The sequence below is a fragment of the Pseudoalteromonas sp. A601 genome (genome assembly GCF_002165575.1).
Classification (GTDB): Bacteria; Pseudomonadota; Gammaproteobacteria; order Enterobacterales; family Alteromonadaceae; genus Pseudoalteromonas.
Genome location: NZ_MXQF01000008.1, coordinates 194040 through 212920, shown reverse-complemented (window position 1 = coordinate 212920; position 18881 = coordinate 194040). Strand labels below are relative to the sequence as shown.

General features: G+C 40.8%; 14 protein-coding genes. 8 read left to right on the top strand and 6 right to left on the bottom strand.

Annotated features, from left to right (window positions below):
- Window positions 1–279: 279 nt before the first annotated feature.
- Both B5G52_RS08910 and B5G52_RS08905 read right to left on the bottom strand, forming a co-directional pair.
- Window positions 280–675, bottom strand: a complete 396-nt coding sequence (locus tag B5G52_RS08910; protein WP_087532314.1) for a DUF2750 domain-containing protein — start codon at window positions 673–675, stop codon at window positions 280–282.
- A gap of 78 nt (window positions 676–753) precedes the next feature.
- Window positions 754–1335 (bottom strand): TetR/AcrR family transcriptional regulator, encoded by a 582-nt coding sequence (locus tag B5G52_RS08905; RefSeq protein ID WP_087532313.1) that lies wholly within the window; start codon window positions 1333–1335, stop codon window positions 754–756.
- Between the two features lie 141 nt (window positions 1336–1476).
- Between B5G52_RS08905 and B5G52_RS08900 the strand changes: the two genes are divergently transcribed.
- From B5G52_RS08900 to recD, 4 genes are all read left to right on the top strand, one after another.
- Window positions 1477–2520 (top strand): alkene reductase, encoded by a 1044-nt coding sequence (locus B5G52_RS08900; protein WP_087532312.1) that lies wholly within the window; start codon window positions 1477–1479, stop codon window positions 2518–2520.
- Window positions 2521–2694: 174 nt separating this feature from the next.
- Window positions 2695–6030, top strand: coding sequence for an exodeoxyribonuclease V subunit gamma (gene recC, locus B5G52_RS08895; RefSeq protein WP_087532311.1), 3336 nt, complete (start codon window positions 2695–2697; stop codon window positions 6028–6030).
- A complete protein-coding gene (gene recB / locus B5G52_RS08890; RefSeq protein ID WP_087532310.1) occupies window positions 6017–9607 on the top strand; it encodes an exodeoxyribonuclease V subunit beta in 3591 nt (1196 codons plus the stop codon). The genes recC and recB overlap by 14 nt, the downstream gene beginning before the upstream one ends.
- Window positions 9604–11592, top strand: a complete 1989-nt coding sequence (recD, locus tag B5G52_RS08885; RefSeq protein WP_087532309.1) for an exodeoxyribonuclease V subunit alpha — start codon at window positions 9604–9606, stop codon at window positions 11590–11592. The genes recB and recD overlap by 4 nt, the downstream gene beginning before the upstream one ends.
- 661 nt (window positions 11593–12253) lie before the next feature.
- On the opposite strand, the gene B5G52_RS08875 is transcribed toward recD, so the two are convergent.
- On the bottom strand, window positions 12254–12880 hold the full coding sequence (locus B5G52_RS08875) for a trimeric intracellular cation channel family protein (protein WP_087532307.1): 627 nt from the start codon (window positions 12878–12880) through the stop codon (window positions 12254–12256).
- A 117-nt stretch (window positions 12881–12997) separates the two neighbouring features.
- Entirely contained in the window at window positions 12998–14287 is a 1290-nt protein-coding gene (locus B5G52_RS08870; protein ID WP_087532306.1) for an amidohydrolase, read from the bottom strand.
- A gap of 48 nt (window positions 14288–14335) precedes the next feature.
- Here B5G52_RS08870 and B5G52_RS08865 point away from each other — a divergent pair, with 48 nt between their 5' ends.
- The 4 genes from B5G52_RS08865 (at window position 14336) to B5G52_RS08850 (ending at window position 16901) form a co-directional block, all read left to right on the top strand.
- Window positions 14336–15016, top strand: coding sequence for a Crp/Fnr family transcriptional regulator (locus B5G52_RS08865; protein WP_087532305.1), 681 nt, complete (start codon window positions 14336–14338; stop codon window positions 15014–15016).
- 65 nt (window positions 15017–15081) lie between these two features.
- The gene (locus B5G52_RS08860) at window positions 15082–15501 is read left to right on the top strand and encodes a hypothetical protein (protein ID WP_087532304.1); all 420 of its coding nucleotides are present in this window, start codon (window positions 15082–15084) and stop codon (window positions 15499–15501) included.
- Window positions 15502–15596: 95 nt separating this feature from the next.
- Window positions 15597–16100: a DUF962 domain-containing protein gene (locus tag B5G52_RS08855; RefSeq protein ID WP_087532303.1), complete on the top strand. Its 504-nt coding sequence runs from the start codon at window positions 15597–15599 to the stop codon at window positions 16098–16100.
- Window positions 16101–16109: 9 nt separating this feature from the next.
- Window positions 16110–16901 carry an SDR family oxidoreductase gene (locus B5G52_RS08850; RefSeq protein ID WP_087532302.1) on the top strand — a complete coding sequence of 264 codons (792 nt, stop codon included), beginning with the start codon at window positions 16110–16112 and terminating at the stop codon, window positions 16899–16901.
- A gap of 40 nt (window positions 16902–16941) precedes the next feature.
- Here the strand turns inward: B5G52_RS08850 and B5G52_RS08845 are convergent, their stop codons facing one another.
- Both B5G52_RS08845 and B5G52_RS08840 read right to left on the bottom strand, forming a co-directional pair.
- Window positions 16942–17898, bottom strand: coding sequence for a HEAT repeat domain-containing protein (locus B5G52_RS08845; RefSeq protein WP_087532301.1), 957 nt, complete (start codon window positions 17896–17898; stop codon window positions 16942–16944).
- A 137-nt stretch (window positions 17899–18035) separates the two neighbouring features.
- Window positions 18036–18857: a hypothetical protein gene (locus B5G52_RS08840; RefSeq protein WP_254911173.1), complete on the bottom strand. Its 822-nt coding sequence runs from the start codon at window positions 18855–18857 to the stop codon at window positions 18036–18038.
- Between the last annotated feature and the right edge of the window lie 24 nt (window positions 18858–18881).

Here is an 18881-nt window from a genome sequence, read left to right as displayed (position 1 = left end):
AAGCTAGGTGTCGTTAGCTATACGCTTACTTTCATAACATTTAAAATCCATTTGTACATTAATTTTAATAACATACTGATAAAAAATCATAAAATCTAGTTATTTGTATGTGTTAAATATAATTCGAGTAGAGGGGGAATTATTAGTGGTGTAATTGACAATGATTGATTAAAAACAAAGCAGCTTAGTTAGCCGCTCTGTTTTAATTATTCAAAAGGGTTTATTCACTTTATGGGTATATTAATGGCGTAAATTATTTTTAATTTGACGCATTTTGAATTAATAGCGTTTCTTTTTCGCTCTTAATTGTGAGTCAAATTCATCAGGGAATAAGATTGTGCCGTCGTCTTCTTCTGTTGGAAAAACCGCGATCAGTAAGTCGTCTTGTTCAAGGCCTGGAGTCCAACGGCTTTGCCAGTCTTTCACAGGAATAGCCTTCGCTGTGCAGTTTTCCCACTCGCCGGTTGCCCATGCTTCTGCGTAAATGCGCTCAGGCCAAACTGGTACGCAGTCATCATCTTCATTTGCCAGCATAACGCAGCCTTCATCGTCGTTTAATATCCATACTTGTTTGTACTCTTGGACGGTTTCGAACATAAATGCCAGTCGTTTTTTTGCTCCTAATCCAAGGATTGTTTCGAACTTTTCAGTTGCGCTCGCTGTTGCATTATTCATATAGAGGCTCACTTTTGATTGGCTATCGTCTTACTTTAGTATATTGACTAATATGACAGATTATCGATTGCTTTAAAATTAATTCGTAATTGATGTATATAAATCATTTGCTAGCTGATTTATGTCTTCAATATTGCTGTTGGTTAATGCATATGTACGCAGACCATATAGGCCCATAGCTAAAAATCGTGCGAGTTGTTTGGCCGAGCGTGTGGTGTTTATCTCTTGCTGATCTATAGCGCGAGCAAACTGCTTGGCAAGGGCATTTTCATAGGCATTTAAATTTGCACTTAATACTTTACTAATTTGCTCGTCTTGTCCTTCTACTTCACTGATGCTTTTAGTTAGCAGGCATACTTTCATACTGTTGCCGCTTAGGCATTCAGCTACTACAGAGTCCATGTACTTGCGCAAACTTGGCAGTACAGGTTTGTGATCGCAAAAAAGAGCCGTAAATTGTTGGTTTCTATCTGTTTGATATTGCTCAATTGCGGCTAAGAAAATACCTTTCTTATTTTTAAATGCAGCGTACAAAGAGCCGGGGTGTAATGCGGTAACTTGGGTGAGCTTTTGCATGCTGGTTTTAGCATAACCAAATTGTGTAAATGCAAGCATGGCTTGACGTAATACGTATTCACGGTCAAATTCAGCTACTCTCATTAATTATCTCTATAGCAAATAGTGTAAGAAGGGCTTAATGTTCTAGTTTACTTAATCTTGAACAAATATTCAAAATTACCCTTGAATAATAAGCTAACCATCCTTATCTTGAATATACACTCAAGATAAGGATTTATTACAATGGCCACAGATTTACTCAAACCGTTTAAACTTAATAACAGCATTGAGCTGCAAAACCGTGTATTAATGGCGCCCTTAACCCGCTGCATGAGCGATGACAACTTAGTACCAACACAAGCTATGGTAGATTATTACGCTCGTCGTGCTGATGCTGGTTTAATTATTAGTGAAGCGACTATTATTCGTCCTGATGCACAAGGTTATCCTAACGTACCAGGCTTATTTAGCAGTGAACAAATTCAAGGCTGGAAAAAAGTAACCGATGCCGTACATGCAAATGGCGGTAAAATGTTTGCCCAACTTTGGCATGTTGGCCGTGTCGCACATCCTCACTTTTTTGATGGCGAAGTACTCGCGCCGTCAGCCATTGGCATCGAAGGGTCAGTACCCAGAATGCGCGAGCTGACTTATCAAACACCAAAAGCGGCGACTATTGAAGATATTAAAGGCCTAGTGGCTGATTATGCAAAAGCGGCTGAAAATGCGATTGAAGCCGGTTTCGATGGTGTGGAGATACACGGTGCTAATGGTTATTTAATTGACCAGTTTTTACATTATGCGTCTAATCAGCGCGATGATGAATACGGCCAAACCCCAGAAAATATGTCGCGTTTTGCACTTGAGGTGGTTGATGCAGTTATAGATGCAATTGGAGCAGATAAAACAGCACTACGCTTATCACCGGGTGCGTATTTTAATATGCAAGAAGATAATCGTGACAAAGCGGTTTTTGATTACTTAATAACGCAGTTAAACACACGAGAATTGGCTTATTTACATGGTGGTATTTTTGACGACAGCATGCGCTTTGCCAGTTTAGAAGACAAAACAACCTCAGAATATTTACGTGCTAGTTTTTCCGGCACACTCGTTGGGGTGGGAAGTTATAGTTTTGAATCTGCTAAAGTAGCCATAAACGACAATCAGTTTGATTTAATTGCTATTGGTCGCCCGTTTATTGCAAATCCAGATTATATTAATAAGATAGCAAATAACAAAGAGATCGTTGAATATGATGATGCGATGCTTGCAGAGTTAATTTAAGTTTAATTTTATAGTCAAACGCAGCAACGGCCTGCGTTTGACGAATCTAAAGAGGCCAACTGCTTAAACTCTATGCTAACTGCCTGATTTATTAGTGCCATTAACCGTTAATGGCTACCCCTGTAATAGAAAATATCTTACACTGTTTTTATCTCATGCAAGGACAGTGTCGCAATGCTCAATATTATTCAATCTAACCGAATGGAAACCCTACAAGCGCAGTTCCATAAGCTGTTAACTGTTGACCCGCTCACCAGCCCATTTGAAAAAGAAGTGGTACTGGTGCAGTCGCCGGGTATGTCGCAGTGGTTAAAAATAGGTTTAAGTGAACAGCTCGGTATTGCAGCGCAGGTAGATTTTCCGCTGCCTTCGAGTTTTATTTGGCAGCTTTATCAGCAGTTATTGCCAAATGTGCCCAAAGAGTCTGCGTTTAATAAACCAAACCTTGCATGGAAAATATTTACAATTTTACCTGATTGCATTGAAGAACCATTATATTTACCCCTTAAAACCTACTTAGAAGGTGACTTAGATGGGCAAAAAACCTTTGCTCTGTGTGAAAAAATAGCCGACGTGTACGACCAATATTTAATGTATCGCCCACACTGGATTGCAATGTGGGATAGCGGCCAAGATGCCCTTGATGATGTTGACATTAGTATTTCCCCCTGGCAACCCGATTTATGGCGGCGCATAGTTGCTTTAAGTGTTGAGCTTGGGCAAAGCCAGTTTCATCGTGCCAATATGCAAGGCAAATTACTGGCAGCACTTGAGACTATGGACGAGAGTTTATTGCCAAAACGCATTAGCCTATTTGGTATATCGGCCATATCCAGCTCTCAACTGGAAATTTTTGACGCATTAAGTAAAAAAACACAGGTGTTTTTATTCTTTTTTAACCCAAGTGAACACTATTGGGGTGATGTGGTTGATGAAAAAACCGCAGCAAAAATTACTGCTAAATACGCCAAAACCCCGTTAATTGATGCTGTAGAGCATACACTTAGTAAACCAGATGATGAATATTACTTCATTGGTAATCCGCTGCTGTCATCGTGGGGTAAATTAGGCCGCGATTACTTTGAGCAATTAGTACAACTCGATGCTAACTGGATTGATGATGGTTTCAAAAATGACTTCGCGGACTCACTATTGGGTAAAATTCAAAGTGAAATATACCAACTAGCATTTAAAGGTGAATCACTAACGCTAGATAAAGAGTGGTTTATCAATGAAGAAGGCAAACTGCCAATAAGCGAAACTGACACCAGTATCATAGTAAGTGATTGTTATACGCCGCTTCGTGAAGTTGAACGCCTGCACGATTATTTGCTTAACTTGTTTCATCAAAACCCAGCACTTACACCAAAAGACATCATTGTTATGATGCCCGATGTAGGCACCTATAGCCCGTATATCGAGGCGGTATTTGGTGGTGCTCATGGCAAGCGCCATATTCCGTATGCGTTAGCCGATTTAGCCATAGAGCAAGAAAAACCGGTACTGAGCTCGTTTGCCAGTTTAGCGAATTTACCATTTTCGCGTTTTGGCGTGTCTGACATTTTAGACTTACTGCAAGTAACACAAATTGCCGAAAAGTTTAGTTTAGAGCCCCACGAGTATGAACAAATTCAATACTGGCTTGAGCGAGTAGGGGTAAAGTGGGGCATTAACGCCGAGCATAAAAGTAGCTTTGATTTACCGGCAATAGATTTAAACACTTGGCAACATGGCTTGAACCGTTTACTGCTCGGTATAGCACAGCGCGATGAGCAAATCCCATTTGAGGGCATTTACAGCGCTGATGAAGTCGAAGGCATGGCACTCGATACACTCAATAAATTAGTACATTTTATTGATGTACTGCAAACATTTAAAGAACGCTTAAGCCCAGATGACACCCTAACAAATAAAGCCGATATTTTAGATGAGCTGCTTGAAGCCATTTATGAAAGTGAAAGCGATGATAGCTGGGATCTTTTAGTACTTAAAAAAGTGCTCGATGAGCTAAAAAAACACCATGAGAATGGTGATTACACTCAAGTGGTGTCGCAGCGTATTGTCAGCTATTTAATCAAACAAGGCATTCAAGAAAAAGGCGTTGGCCAGCGCTTTTTAGTTGGCCAAGTTAATTTTTGTACTCTGATGCCGATGCGCGCCGTGCCATTTAAAGTGGTGTGTATGTTAGGGCTAAACGATGCCGACTACCCGCGTACTGTGCAGCCTATTGGTTTTGATTTAGTGCCGTATTCTAAAAAACAAAAAGGTGACCGATCACGAAAATTAGATGACCGTTATCTATTTTTAGAAGCGCTCCTCAGTGCCCGCGATAATTTATATATGAGTTACATTGGTCGTTCGTGTTTTGACAACCAACCACGCATGCCATCCACGCTGGTGAGTGAGTTATTAGAATACATTGGTCGCAGCTTTACTTTTGATGAGGAAAGCGGGCAAACCTTGCCAGATTGTTTAGTAAAAGCGCAGCGGCTACAGCCATTTAATCGCCACTATTATATGCCAAGCGAGCAATCATCTGCGCAATTAGCGTTTGATGAGCACAGTTATAACCCAGTGTGGTTGCCGGCAGAGGCCATAAATCCTGAACCACTGAGCAAACTTGATGTTGCTATGCCTGAGAGTCTTGATCTTGATGTGTTTATTCGCAGTGTTTGTAACCCCCATGAAAGCTTTTATCAGCAAACCTTGGGCCTGCGCTTACCTGAGTTTAACGATGTGGCCAAAGATGAAGAGCCGTTTAGTGTTGATGCCCTTAAACGTTATTTTTATTTAGATGAAATACTCGAAGCCGCCATTTTCGATATGCCCCTGAGTCGTGAACAAATATTGCAACGTGGCGAGTTACCACAAGCCAATGTCGGCGATCTCATTTTTGAAAGTATGGAGCACCGAGTTGACGCGCTTGCAGGGCAAGTTAAAGCACATATCCAAAATGGTAAACATGAGCCCGTTGAAGTGTCTTTAACACTTAAGTGTGAGGATGCTGATGGTAAAACGCAAAGCAGCCAACTTGAAGGGTGGCTCAATCATATTTATTTACAAAAACAAGTGTTTTACAGAAGCGCCAGTATTAAAGCCAAAGACCTAATTAAAGGCTTTGTTTATCATTTAGCGGCTCAAGTGATGGGCCATCCTGTTGAAACCTTAATTTTAGGTTTAGATAAACAAATCGCTTTTGCGCCATTAAGTGCAGAGTACGCACAACAACAATTAAACCAGTGGTTTAGTTTATACGCGGCACTGAGGCAATCGCCAGTGGCGTTTTTTCCGGCCAGTAGTTATGAATACGTAAAATCCGAGGGTGATATTAATAAAGCGATTAATAAATTTAGCCCGCAGTACATTGGCCGCGGTGAGGGGGAAAACCCCTATATTCGTTTAACTACCCAATCACTATTAGATTGCCAAGAAGAATTTACCCAGTGGAGCAATACACTCCTTACGCCATTAATTAACCACGCTAAGGAGAGCGATTATGCAAGCGCTTAACCCGCTTACCATGCCACTTACGGGGCAAAGTTTAATTGAGGCCAGTGCAGGCACAGGTAAAACCTATACGATTACTGGCTTGTATTTACGCTACTTACTCGGCATGCAAATAACGGATGATCCGCATTGTGAGGTAAATAAGCCAGTAAGCGTGGAACAAATTTTGGTTGTAACCTTTACCGAGGCCGCCACGCAAGAAATTAAAGACAGGGTACGCGCTCGTATAATTGCCGCGCGTGATGCCTTACTTGGCTTAAAAACTAAAGATGAGTTGGTAAGCGAGATCATTGCAAGCATCGAAGATAAACACCGCGCCTTTGATTTACTCGATGCCGCGGCAAAATCGATGGATGAAGCGGCCATTTTTACCATTCATGGTTTTTGTCAGCGCATGCTCAAACAACATGCGTTTGAATCTGGCGTAGCGTTCAACTTAGAATTTATACTCGACGAGCGCGAAATTCTTCTTGAGACCATTAAAGATTTTTGGCGTACTTTTGTCTACCCGCTAAATAAAGAAAAAACCGATGCTATTTTAGATATCTTCCCAGCACCTGAATCATTGTTTAGTCAGGTATCGAGCTTGCTTAACAAAGGTAATGCGCTCATTACACCGACGATCAAACTTGATGATGTATGGCAAGCACGTGAAGAGTACTTAGCTAAAATACCCACTTTTAAACAAGCGTGTTCAGACAGCGAATTTATTGCTGCCGTAAAAGCATCAGGGCTTAGTGGCTCTAAAACGCCGGCGCGCAAAGGCAGCTTACAAGCGCTTGAGGATTTTTGCCGTGGTGATGAGCTATTTTTTAAATTTGGCACCAATAAGTATTCGTTTGAAGTTTGGAGCACTGAAAACTTAAGTGACCCGGGTAACTATAAAAAGAATCAGCCTTTTTTTAGCCACGAATTACTGCCTCAATTTGATGAGCTTGCAAAGCTCAGCAGTACCGTTAACGAAGGGCTCGGTATAGCCATTGTTCAACACGCTGCAAGCTGGGTTAAAACAGCCATTGTTAAACGTAAAACAGAGCAAAGTGTGATCACCCCGGATGATTTATTAAGTAATTTACACAGTGCGCTTAACAGTGAACAAGGCGATACGCTTTCGCAAAAAATAGCCCAGCTATTCCCAGTGGCGATGATTGATGAATTCCAAGATACCGACCCAATTCAATACGGTATTTTTAGTAAAATTTATGGCCAAGAAAATACCACGCTTGCAATGATTGGTGACCCTAAACAAGCGATTTACGGCTTTAGGGGCGCAGATATTTTCACCTATATTGGCGCAAAGCATGCAGTTGCGCAGGTGCAACAATTTACCTTAGGCACTAATTTTCGCTCAAGTAGTGATGTGGTAAGCAGTGTAAATAAGCTATTTGCCAAGCACGATAACAGCTTTATTTATAATGAGGCCATTCCATTTAATCCGGTTGCAGCCAAAGGTAAAAAGCCTGATGAATCGTTTTTAATAGACGGCAAACCCGCCAAGGCTTTTGAGTTTTGTGTATTTAATGATACAGCTGCCGATGACAGTAAAAAACCCACCAACAAAGGCGTTGGGCAGCATCATTTAGCAAGTCATTTTGCTAACAAAGTTGTCACCTTACTCAACCAAGCACAAGAAGGGCGTGCATGCATTGGTGAAACACCGGTAAGCGCTGCTGATATTTGTCTTTTGGTACGCGACCGATTAGAAGCTCAAATCATTAAAAAAGCACTGAGCGACGCTAAAATTGCCAGTGTGTATTTATCTCGCGATAGTGTATTTAGCCAAGAGCTTAGTCATCATTTACTTAACTTTTTAACCGCATTGCATGGCCAATATAATGAATCATTACTGCGCGGTGTATTGGCGGGGCCCCTATTTTGTTTAAGTTATAATGAGATTTACGCGCTGGCTGATGATGAAGAAAAGTGGCAATCATATCTTAACTTTTTTGCTTACTTAACGGCGCTATGGCACAAACAAGGTGCCATGGCGATGCTAGAGCACCTGTTGAGCCATAATCAATTAAGCGCGAAATGGCAGGGTTTAGGTTATAACGTAGAGCGCTGGCTCACCGATTACCGCCATTTAAGTGAAATACTGCAACAAAAGCAAATTGAGCTTGAGGGTACGTTAAGGCTATTGCGTTGGTTTGCGCAAAAGGTTAGCCAACAAGATGGTGAGGCGGTGCAAGTACGCCTTGAAAGTGACGCAAACCTAGTGCGCATTGTGACCATGCATGCATCAAAAGGGCTTGAGTTCCCGTTGGTGTTTATGCCATTTGCCAGTGGTTACCGTGAAACTAAAGAGGCTTTATATCATAAAGATGGGCAACTTATTTACGACTTAAGCAAAGGCGACGATGCCCTTCAAAAAGCCGAGCAAGAACGCCTTGCTGAAGATTTACGCTTATTGTATGTGGCACTCACACGAGCCATTCATTTTTGCGCCATTGGCATGTATAACTTAGGGCAAGGGCAAAGTAAACGATTGGCTATTCAAAGTAGCTCATTGGGTCATGTTTTATTTGCAGGGCTTGATATTACCAGTAGCGAAGTGTGGCGAAATCACTTAAAGGCATTTTGTTATGAAAACAAAGCGATGCAATACACCGAATTTACCAGTGAACAGTTGCTAGAGCAGGGCACGTTGCAATTGGCATCAACGCAAAGCTCAAAGCTTAATCTCAGCGTTAATAATGTGACCGTAGACATTGAAAAAGATTGGCGCGCGACTAGCTTTAGTGCCCTGAGCTTTAAAAAACACACTGATCATATACAACCAGGTCGAAGTGACGAAGATCACGAAAAAGACGAGTTTGCCGCAGAGCAAGAAGACATTAAATCGCCATACAGTTTCCCTAAAGGCGCAAAACCCGGTAGCTGCTTACATGAAATTTTCGAGCAAATTGATTTTACCAGCCCCATAACACACCCAAGCAACGATGAACAAAATCTCGCGTGTGTAGTAGAAAAAAGTTTAAGAAAATATCACATCGATAGCAGTTGGCAAGAAACCACGGAGCAGTGGATACTCAGCGCCTTACAATGCCCACTCAATAACGAAGGACTCAGTTTAAGTGTATTGCCACCGAGTGATTGCTTAGTGGAAATGGAGTTTAATTTACCCCTAGAGAGCCTAAACGCCAAACAGCTCAATGCGGTGCTTATAAAGCATTTTGGTTTTAACCAAAGCAACCTTGAGTTTTTTGATGTTAAAGGCTTATTAAAAGGTTTTGTCGATTTAATATTTTGCTTTGAAGGGCAATATTATATTTTGGACTATAAATCGAATTATTTAGGGAACATGCCAAGCGACTACGAGCAAGACTCTCTTGAGCAAGCCATGAGCAGCCATCAATACCATTTACAGTATTTAATTTACACAGTGGCGTTGCACCGTTTGTTAAAACAGCGCATTGCAAACTACAGCCCAGAGCAGCACTTAGGCGGCGTGTATTACACCTTTTTACGGGGGATGGGTGAAGGTAAAGGTATCTTCTTTAATAAACTCACCACTGAACAAGTCGCTATTTTAGATGGCTTATTTACTCAACTCGCGGTTATAAAAGGAGAAGCATCATGAGCGAAGTCGATGCAATAAATGAATTACCATTATTAGCTGCTGAGCCTGATAACACAGTAGATACTGTGCCGTTAATTGACTATTTAGTAAGTGAAGGGCGCCTGCGAGTAGTTGATGTAAAACTTGCTGAGCTTCTAACCGAGCATGTAGCAAGCGGTGCTGATAATAGCGATGTATTTAATTTAATTTTACTGCTGTGCTTAGCAGGGCAAAGCCAGCACAGCTGTTTAAATCTAGATGATGTAAATTGGCAAAATCCATTTAACTTACGAAAGTCTGACTTTAATAAAGCGCAAGGTTCAACACCCGATACAGTTAGCCCATTTAGTGATGCGTTTGATATTCATCAAGCGGTTCGCTGTTTAGAGTTGCACCCAAGTGTGGGTGAGCAACAACCACTGAATTTATTTGGTACTAGGCTCTACTTTGCCCGCCTTGCTGGGTACGAACAAACGCTCGCTTCACGCTTATTAGCTATGAGTAAGCGTGAAATTAAAATAGACGAAGCAGCGCTTGCTAAGTTGCTCAATGACTATTTCCCCGAAGATAAAGCCCCCCAAGAAGGGCTCGATTGGCAAAAAGTAGCCTGCGCTATGGCGGCCACAAAAGGCTTTAGTGTTATCACTGGCGGCCCAGGTACTGGTAAAACTACCACAGTAACTAAGCTATTAGCCATATTACAATCACTGTACCAAAGTGCGCCGTTAAGCATAAAGCTGGTGGCACCAACAGGTAAAGCTGCCGCGCGGTTAAGTGAATCTATTTTAGGGGCTAAGCAGCAATTAAAAGCGGATATTCCAGACAATGTTGAGCCACATATACCTCAAACGGCGCAAACTATTCACCGTTTGCTAGGGGTTAAACCTTTTACCAATAAGTTCAAACATAACAGCAGTAACCCATTACATGTTGATGTACTGATAATCGATGAAGCGTCTATGGTTGATTTATCATTGATGGCTAAACTAATCGAGGCATTACCCGCTCGCGCAAGGTTAATATTGCTCGGCGATAAAGACCAATTAGCGTCGGTAGATACGGGCAGTGTAATGAGCGACTTATGCCAAGGATTATCTCTTGGGCAAACGCCGAGTTATTCTGGTACGCGCTGCACTGAGCTTAATGAGCTGTGTTTTAAAGGCGAGCAAAAGCTTCAACCACAACAAAGCTCATTTGCATTGGCCGATTGCATTGCGTTTTTACAACATAGTTATCGTTTTGATGCTAAAAGCGGCATTGGCGAGCTGGCTTTTGCGGTTAACACTAACAATAGCGGTAAGCTCAATTATGTTGAGCAGGAAATCTATTCAGGTAAATTTAACGACGTTATTTTAGATTACGATATTGTCACTAAGCCAATTGAAAAACTGGTGCAAAGCGCTGCTAGTCATTACAGTGAGTATTTAAACCTCATTAAACAAGGAGCGCCGAGTGCAGACATTCATCAAGCATTTACTCAATACCAATTACTCGCCGCCGTGCGTGAAGGTGATTATGGCGTAAACAGCTTAAACCTTCGCATTGAAAAGCAATTACATAACCTTGGTTTAATCAATACCCATGCAAATAACCGCCATTATTTAGGTTTACCTATTATGATTGCGCAAAACGACTACCAATTAAAACTGTTTAACGGCGATATTGGTATTTTACTGCACGATGAAAACGCGCAGCTAAAAGCGGTATTTATAGACGAGCAGGGCAATGAACGGGCATTTTCACCCGCACGACTCCCAGCCCATGACAAAGTGTATGTAATGACCATACATAAATCACAAGGCTCAGAATTTGCCTACACCGCCATGGTTTTACCCCCTGCAAACCAAGCAACGGCAGGTATAAATCGCCAATTGGTCTACACCGGCATCACTCGTGCAAAACAAACCTTTGAGCTGCTCGCCGACAAAAAAGTACTACTCATGGCTATGAATAAATCAGTCAGCCGCGCATCAGGGTTGTATGAGAGGTTTGCTAGGTTGAGTTAGCCAGCGAGTTAGCAAGAGTAAAGTTAGCGAGGTTATAGACTAGCGCGGTGTTAAGTTTATTATGTAGGAACAGGCTTTAGCCGTGGTTGGTTTAGTCGGCGAGTTAGCAAGGGTTAAGTTAGTAAGTCATTAGAAGCTACAGTACTCAGCATACTTATATTTTCAGTTGAGTAAGGTTTTTTGGAGAAATGTTTGAAAGTTAAACCCAATAAAAAGCTCCGAAATGAAATGCTCAAAAGGGTATCTATAGCTTTGGTTCTACTGTGCATCGCAGTATATATTCTGACTTCAATTGATGGCGATTGCTTTAGCATTTTATTTCGAGAGCTATGTGACTCAAAAGACAAATCAGTTATCTTAACCTGGCTCTTAGTTTTTGATTCACTGTTAGTTTTTGATTCACTGTTAGTTTTATATGTAATGGCACCATTTGTTTACTTTGGAGCAGTAAAGTTTCTTATAAAATCTAAGAACAAAGGCTAACAGATTTAATTTGCTAATTGTTTCACTAGCCATTAATAGTTTTTAGTGCATCAACTAAAAGCCATTCTACATAACCATGGCCTCAAGAATAAATATACGCGTATTGCTTTTCTCGCATCATGATTCACGCTAGAACCTAGAACCTAGAACCTAGAACCTAGAACCTAGAACCTAGAACCTATTTCCTCACCGTTCTTTTTCTAAATATATTAGGTTGCCAGCCCCAATGTAGGGCGCTGAGCCTTAAAAAAACGGTGACAAAGAGCGAGCCAATAATACACCACATGTAGTTTACTTCGAGTAAAAACAGTGCAGCGTAGGTAAGACCACCACAAAAGCAGGTGGTAGAATAAAGTTCGTCGCGCATCACAAGTGGCACTTCACGGCATATTACATCGCGCATTAAGCCACCAAAAATACCTGTGGTCATGCCCATGGTGATCGCGACTATCATGGTGGTGCCTTCTATAAGGGCTTTTTCTATACCCACAATATTAAAAATAGCCATGCCAACGGCATCAACCAATAACATATAATAGTTCGACACATCAGGTAGGTAGCGAATAAACATAACGGCTACAAATATAGAGCCATAAGTGGCATATAAATAATTGGGTTCTGCAATCCAAAATATGGGTTGATCAAGCAGTACATCACGTAATGTACCGCCGCCCAAGGCTGTGACGGTGCCGACAACAACTACGCCAAAGCCACCAATGTCTTTATCGTGCCCAAGTAACGCGCCAGAAATAGCAAAAAAGGCGACGCCTATTAAACTTAGAAAATTAAAATATTCTGCTGTCACTTGGTATCCTTTCCTCGTTTTGTATTCGCGAAAAAGCTTAGCTCATGGAGTATTTATTTATGCTGAATAGCAGTAGTCGTATTTCACAAAGCTACTGCTATGGTATTAAACTAATAGTTACTGTAGGTAATCAACAACTAACTGAGTCATAGAATCGATTCCTAGCTGCAGTGCTTTTTCGTCGGCAAAAAACTGTGGCGAATGATTACTCGGTGCTGTTTTTGCGTCTTGACCTTGTGGTGTTACGCCTAAAAAGTAAAATAAACCAGGTACTTCAAGAGCGTAGTAGCTAAAATCTTCTGCGCCAGTGATTAAGTCAGTAGTGATTATGTTGTCAGCTCCAGCCACCTTAGCGAGTGTTGGGGCCATTTTTTGAGTTAATGCAATGTCGTTTACAGTAACAGGGTAGCCGTGATCAATATGCACATCGGCTTTGGCTCCCCCAGATTCAGCGACCATTTCGGCTGTTTTAACTAATCGTTCTTTTATGTCGGCTCGCATTGTTTGATCAAAGGTGCGAATAGTGCCAATGAGTTCAACGCTATCAGGAATAATGTTTGAGCGTACGCCGCCGTTAATAGCCCCAAAGGAGATAACCGATGGCGCTTTAGTTACATCAACTTGGCGTGATGAAATGGTTTGCGTGGCCATGATGATTTGTGATGAAGCAACTATTGGGTCTACACCGTTCCAAGGGCGTGAACCATGCGTTTGGCGCCCTTGAACGTTAATAGTGAATGAATCTTCACTGGCCATTAATGGGCCCTCACGAAAACCAATTTGGCCTGTATTTAACGAGCTGGTCACATGTAATCCAAATACAGCATCAGGTTTTTGTTTAAATAGACCTTCTTTGAACATCAACTCTGCGCCGCCTTCTTCACCTTCTGGCGCACCCTCTTCGGCAGGTTGAAATACAAAAAGCACCTCGCCCGCTAATTCATCTTTAATTTTGACTAAAGACTCGGCTACAGCCATGAGTATTGCAACGTGGTTATCATGGCCACAGGCATGCATTACGCCCACTTCGTTACCACGATAGGTTGATGTTTGTGTTGAGGCAAAAGGTAAATCGACTTGCTCAGTAACAGGTAAGGCATCCATATCAGCACGCAGTGCAACAAGTGGCCCTTTTTTGCCGCCTTTCAATTTAGCTACTACGCCGGTATGGGCAATACCTATTTGTACTTCAAGTCCAAGGGATTTTAAATGCTTTGTAACATATTTAGCCGTTTCAAATTCTCGGTTACTGAGCTCTGGGTGCTGGTGCAAATGCCGACGCCACGTAATCACTTTTTCACTTACGCTGGTATTTGCTTTTTTAAGCTCTGTATTGATGTCACTGGCAAAACAGGGCGTTGCTAGAGTGCCTAGTATTAGGCTGCTATAAATAACTTTGTGTAACATGCTGATCCCTTTTATTATTAGTGTATTAATATCAATGTAGAGTAAACCATGCTCAATGAACAGGACCGTGCGATAATTAACCAAGGAAATTGGTTTAACAATTGTAGTAACCACTTGCAGCATGATTTAATTTGTCACGCGAAAGTGGTTGAATTAAATGCCGGAGAATCTTTATTTTTACGCGATGACAACAACTGCGGTGTATATTGTGTTATCAGTGGTGTAGCTAGAGTTAGCGGGGGGAACGCTCAGGGCAAAGAAGCGGTTTTAAGTTTTATTCCTCAAGCAGTGTGGTTTGGTGAAGTTGCATTGTTTGATGGTGGTAGCCGTACTCATGACGTATATGCGCAAACAACACTTAGGCTTGTGCATGTGAGTGAGCGCGCATTAAACAAGTTGTTGAGTGAGCATCCGGCGTATTGGCGGGAATTTGGCGTTTTATTGTCGCAAAAAGTACGATTGTTATTTTCGTCTTTGGAAGATCAAGCTCTGTTATCGGCGCAGCAAAAGGTTGGTAAATATCTGTTGATGTTAACAGCATTCGACTCTAACAGCTCGAATGTTTATCTATCGCAACAACAGTTGGCAGATATAACTTATTTAACACGGCAAACAATTAATCAGATCCTTCAGGCCTTGAGTAAACAAGGTTTGATTGCTTTGTATTACCAACGTATTGAGATCTTAGACAAGTCTGCATTAGAAGATAACCTGAACCCGCCCCTATAAAGGAAACTTGGCGTCATAATTGCTTTATTTATGCATACAGTCAAATAAAGCAGGAAGCTTAAGTAATGTCATCACTTACGTTTAACAACCAATATCGCTTAGAGCCATACAGTGCGCCTTCTACACCTAAAGTTAGCTTGCCCGTGAAGCCTGTAGATCAAATAAAAGATGTGGCAAAACCTGGCCAGCAAGATTTTGCCACTCAGTTAAAACAGCCAACTCATGATAAAAGCTTTTTAGAAGAAGCTAAAGAAGCCCTTGTTTATCAACGCTTAGGTGTTGATAAAGAAAAAATAGATGAAATAAAGGCCCAAATTGAAGAGCTAGCAGAGCAAATGCAACAACAAGGTGCTGATATTGAGACGTTACAAGCAAAAATGCAAGAGCTGCAAAGTATGCTTGAGCAAGAGTATCAAAAGGGACGAGAGCGACTAGAGCAAAAACCTGAACATGAAAAAGGTAAAATTATCAGTGCATTTGTTTAAATTTATTTTAGTATAGCTAACTGTCGGGTAGCCGACATTTTTGCCTGGTGCTATTTGCTACAGTGAATTTATTCTTGCAATTAAAAGAGTAACTCATGAAAACACTTCAGCAACAACTAGGTCAATATGCCCTTTATCATCGCTCTAAGCGCAATGTCTTTACACATTTTTTTGGTATTCCATTAATTGTCTTTGCTGTCTTATGTTTATGTGCGCGTATTGAGTTTTCCGTTGCTGGCTATTTAATAAATACCGCGCAAATCGTAGTTTTCGCAAGCGTGGTCTATTACTTAATGCTCAGTGTGTCACTGGGGCTTATTATGGCGGTTATTCTTGTGCTGCTTAGTTTGGGCGCTATTGTGATTGCACAGCTAAGCCTTAAGGGTTGGCTCGTTATTAGTATTGGTTTATTTGTAGTGGGTTGGGTGCTGCAATTTATAGGGCACTACTATGAAGGTAAAAAACCAGCATTTGTTGATGACATTGTAGGCTTAATTATTGGGCCACTATTTGTACTTGCTGAAGCATTATTTTTAATGGGCTTCTATCGTTCGCTTGAGCAGCAGGTAATTGATATTGCAGGCGCTAGCAAGCCTTAAAGAGAGTTTATGAATTTTAACAATAAAACTATTTGGATCACTGGTGCGTCGTCAGGTATTGGTCAAGAACTTGCTATTCAACTGGCAAATTTAGGTGCAAATATAATTTTAAGTGCACGTAGTGTTGATCAGTTAGAGCAATTAAAAATAAAATTAGCAACGGGTAAGCACCGAGTTATTGCGCTTGATTTAGCACAACCAGAGCAAGTTTTACAGCACGTTAAAAGCGCTATTAATGACATTGGTCAGGTTGATATTTTAATTAATAATGGTGGAGTGTCTCAACGTAGTTTGTTTTTAGAAAACGATTTTTCTGTGTACCGACAGCTAATGGAAGTGAACTATTTTGGTTTAGTTGCCCTGACGAAGGCGGTATTACCTTCTATGGTTGAACAGGGCGGTGGCTCTATTGTGTCAATTAGCAGTGTAGCGGGTAAAGTTGGGTCAAAATTTCGTACAGGTTATTCTGGCAGTAAATATGCTGTTGTTGGTTTTATGGACTGCTTACGAGCTGAAGTAGCAGATAAAAACATTCACTGTTTAACTATTTGCCCTGGCTCGATTAAAACTGCGATTGCACATAATTCACTAAATGAACATGGGGTTGCACAAAATAAGCCGGAGCAGTCGATAGAAAACGGCATGAATGTATCATTAGCGGCAAACAAGATGATACAGGCTATTGCTAAGCAAAAAGATGAAGTTGTTGTGGGGCAGGGCTTGAGTGGTTGGGCACCGACAATTAAACGTTTTTTTCCTGGGATTTTTAACCGTTTAACAGCAAAAACAAATTATAAATAAGGAGTAACCAGAGCTAGCTACTCCTAATCTTACTATGCAATTATAAATATAAGTCTATTAACTCTGTTGACCAAATAGATTCTTTATCATCGTCTGCACTCAATGTTTCTTTTGCATTTATTAGGAATACCCTACTTTCACTAGTATCTAAATCACCTATTGCTTTAAGCGCCATTGCGCGATCAGACCATGTTCGGCTGTTCTTATACAAATCTTTGAGTAGCTGAAAATGTTCTACAGCGTGTATAGTACCAAGCGAAGAAATTGCAGCTAAGCGAATATATTCGCCGTCATGTTTTGTTAACTCTACAAGGTAGTCAACAGCAGAGGGATTATTTGAAAATCCAAGCTGGTATACATCAAGGTAAGTAATGTCTTTATCAAGGTTTGCTTTAATTTTTGCAATCAGTGCTTGTACGTCTTTATCTGCCAATTGCTGTTTATACAAAGTTTGGTTAATTTTGGCTGATAGCTCTTTTACTAAAACATCAATAGGTTGATTAAGTGTAGGTTCAATAATTTCATCAAAGCTCCATACAGGTACTTTTCCACGCTTAACATAAACAGCAACACGTTTTGTTTGTTCTGGCGTAACAATATCAGCGCTTAACATGGTAAATGTAATAAACGGCGTGTAAGCGTTTGTTCTATGATTTCGCATATTAAGAGTGTTAACACGGATTTCAGTATCGCTGGTATCCAGTACACTTGCAGGTAAGCCTCTAGCTTGTAGCTCTAGAACAACATGTTCTTGTAAAAACGATATAGGCTGCAATGGCTTGTCGTTGAGTACTAAATCAGCTTTTAGAACACCATGATTGAACTTTTTTGAGGTGTCTCGTTTATCTGAAAAGTGAAGTGTGTGGCTAGGTGCATTCTCAACATGGTATTGATTCGTTGAAGTTACTGGTGCAGTAATTTTGTAACTGCTCGGTGCACAGCCTTGAATAGCAACAAATGTTGTGGCCAATAATGTTATTTTTATTAGGTTTTTCATATAGTTTCCATTTTATAATTATGATTTCCCGAATTGGGTTCGGCATTATTCATGTTATATAAATAGAAATCAATTAGGTTGTATGTTTAAAAGTAAACAATTGTAATAAATGCTTCATTCACACTATTACTTATGTTCTAAAATGGCCTTGATAACTCCTTGCCTGTGCGCATGTAAAGGTCGTCGTATTTGAGGCCACCATTGCCATAAGGCTTTTTCTTTGGTCCAGTATTGCAGTTAGCTAAAAAGTAGATGAGTGGTTTTTCACGTTTCATTCTAAATGTAGCACTTTTATATACTAGGGTTTGCTGATTAAATTCACCGCCTTTTACATATACATCGTATTGCTGACCACCATTATTGACTGTAGCATTGTTTACCACATACCAAACTTCGTACCAGTTACCGGGCTTTAATGGTTTTGCCGATTGGGCCATTGAGTAGTTCTGAATATTGCTATAGCCAGCATCTGTTTTAACCATTAAAGCACCATCATTTTTAAGCCCGTTGGATTCTGCTTTATCAGTCACGCGTAATGTGGCTTCAAAGGCATCGTAACCGTGTTGCTTTATTTGTGCTGGCTCTAAATTACTAAGGCCAAAAGCGTGATTGTTCGGAAAGCTTTCAACATTTATTCGGGTGTAAAAGGTCACAGTTTCACCCACAGCAACGGCTGTTGGTAACGGGTAAAAACTCAGTGCTTTGCGATTACCTATGACTCCTTCTTCAGCTGGCTTTTTAATCAAAAAATGATTCGTGTCATGCCCCGTTTTTTCAGCTCGTATTTCGGTAATTTGTGGATTCTTAATATAGGGCTTCGTGTCGTTTTGAGTATCTGCTTTAGTCCAATTAAGCGCATTACTTTCAAAATTGTCGATTAGTAACCATGTTGATTTTGCTTGTACGGGGGCTGCGAAAGCTAATATACAACTGAAGGGGAGACCTAAATATAGTTTCATAATTACTCACTGAAAATTCAATTA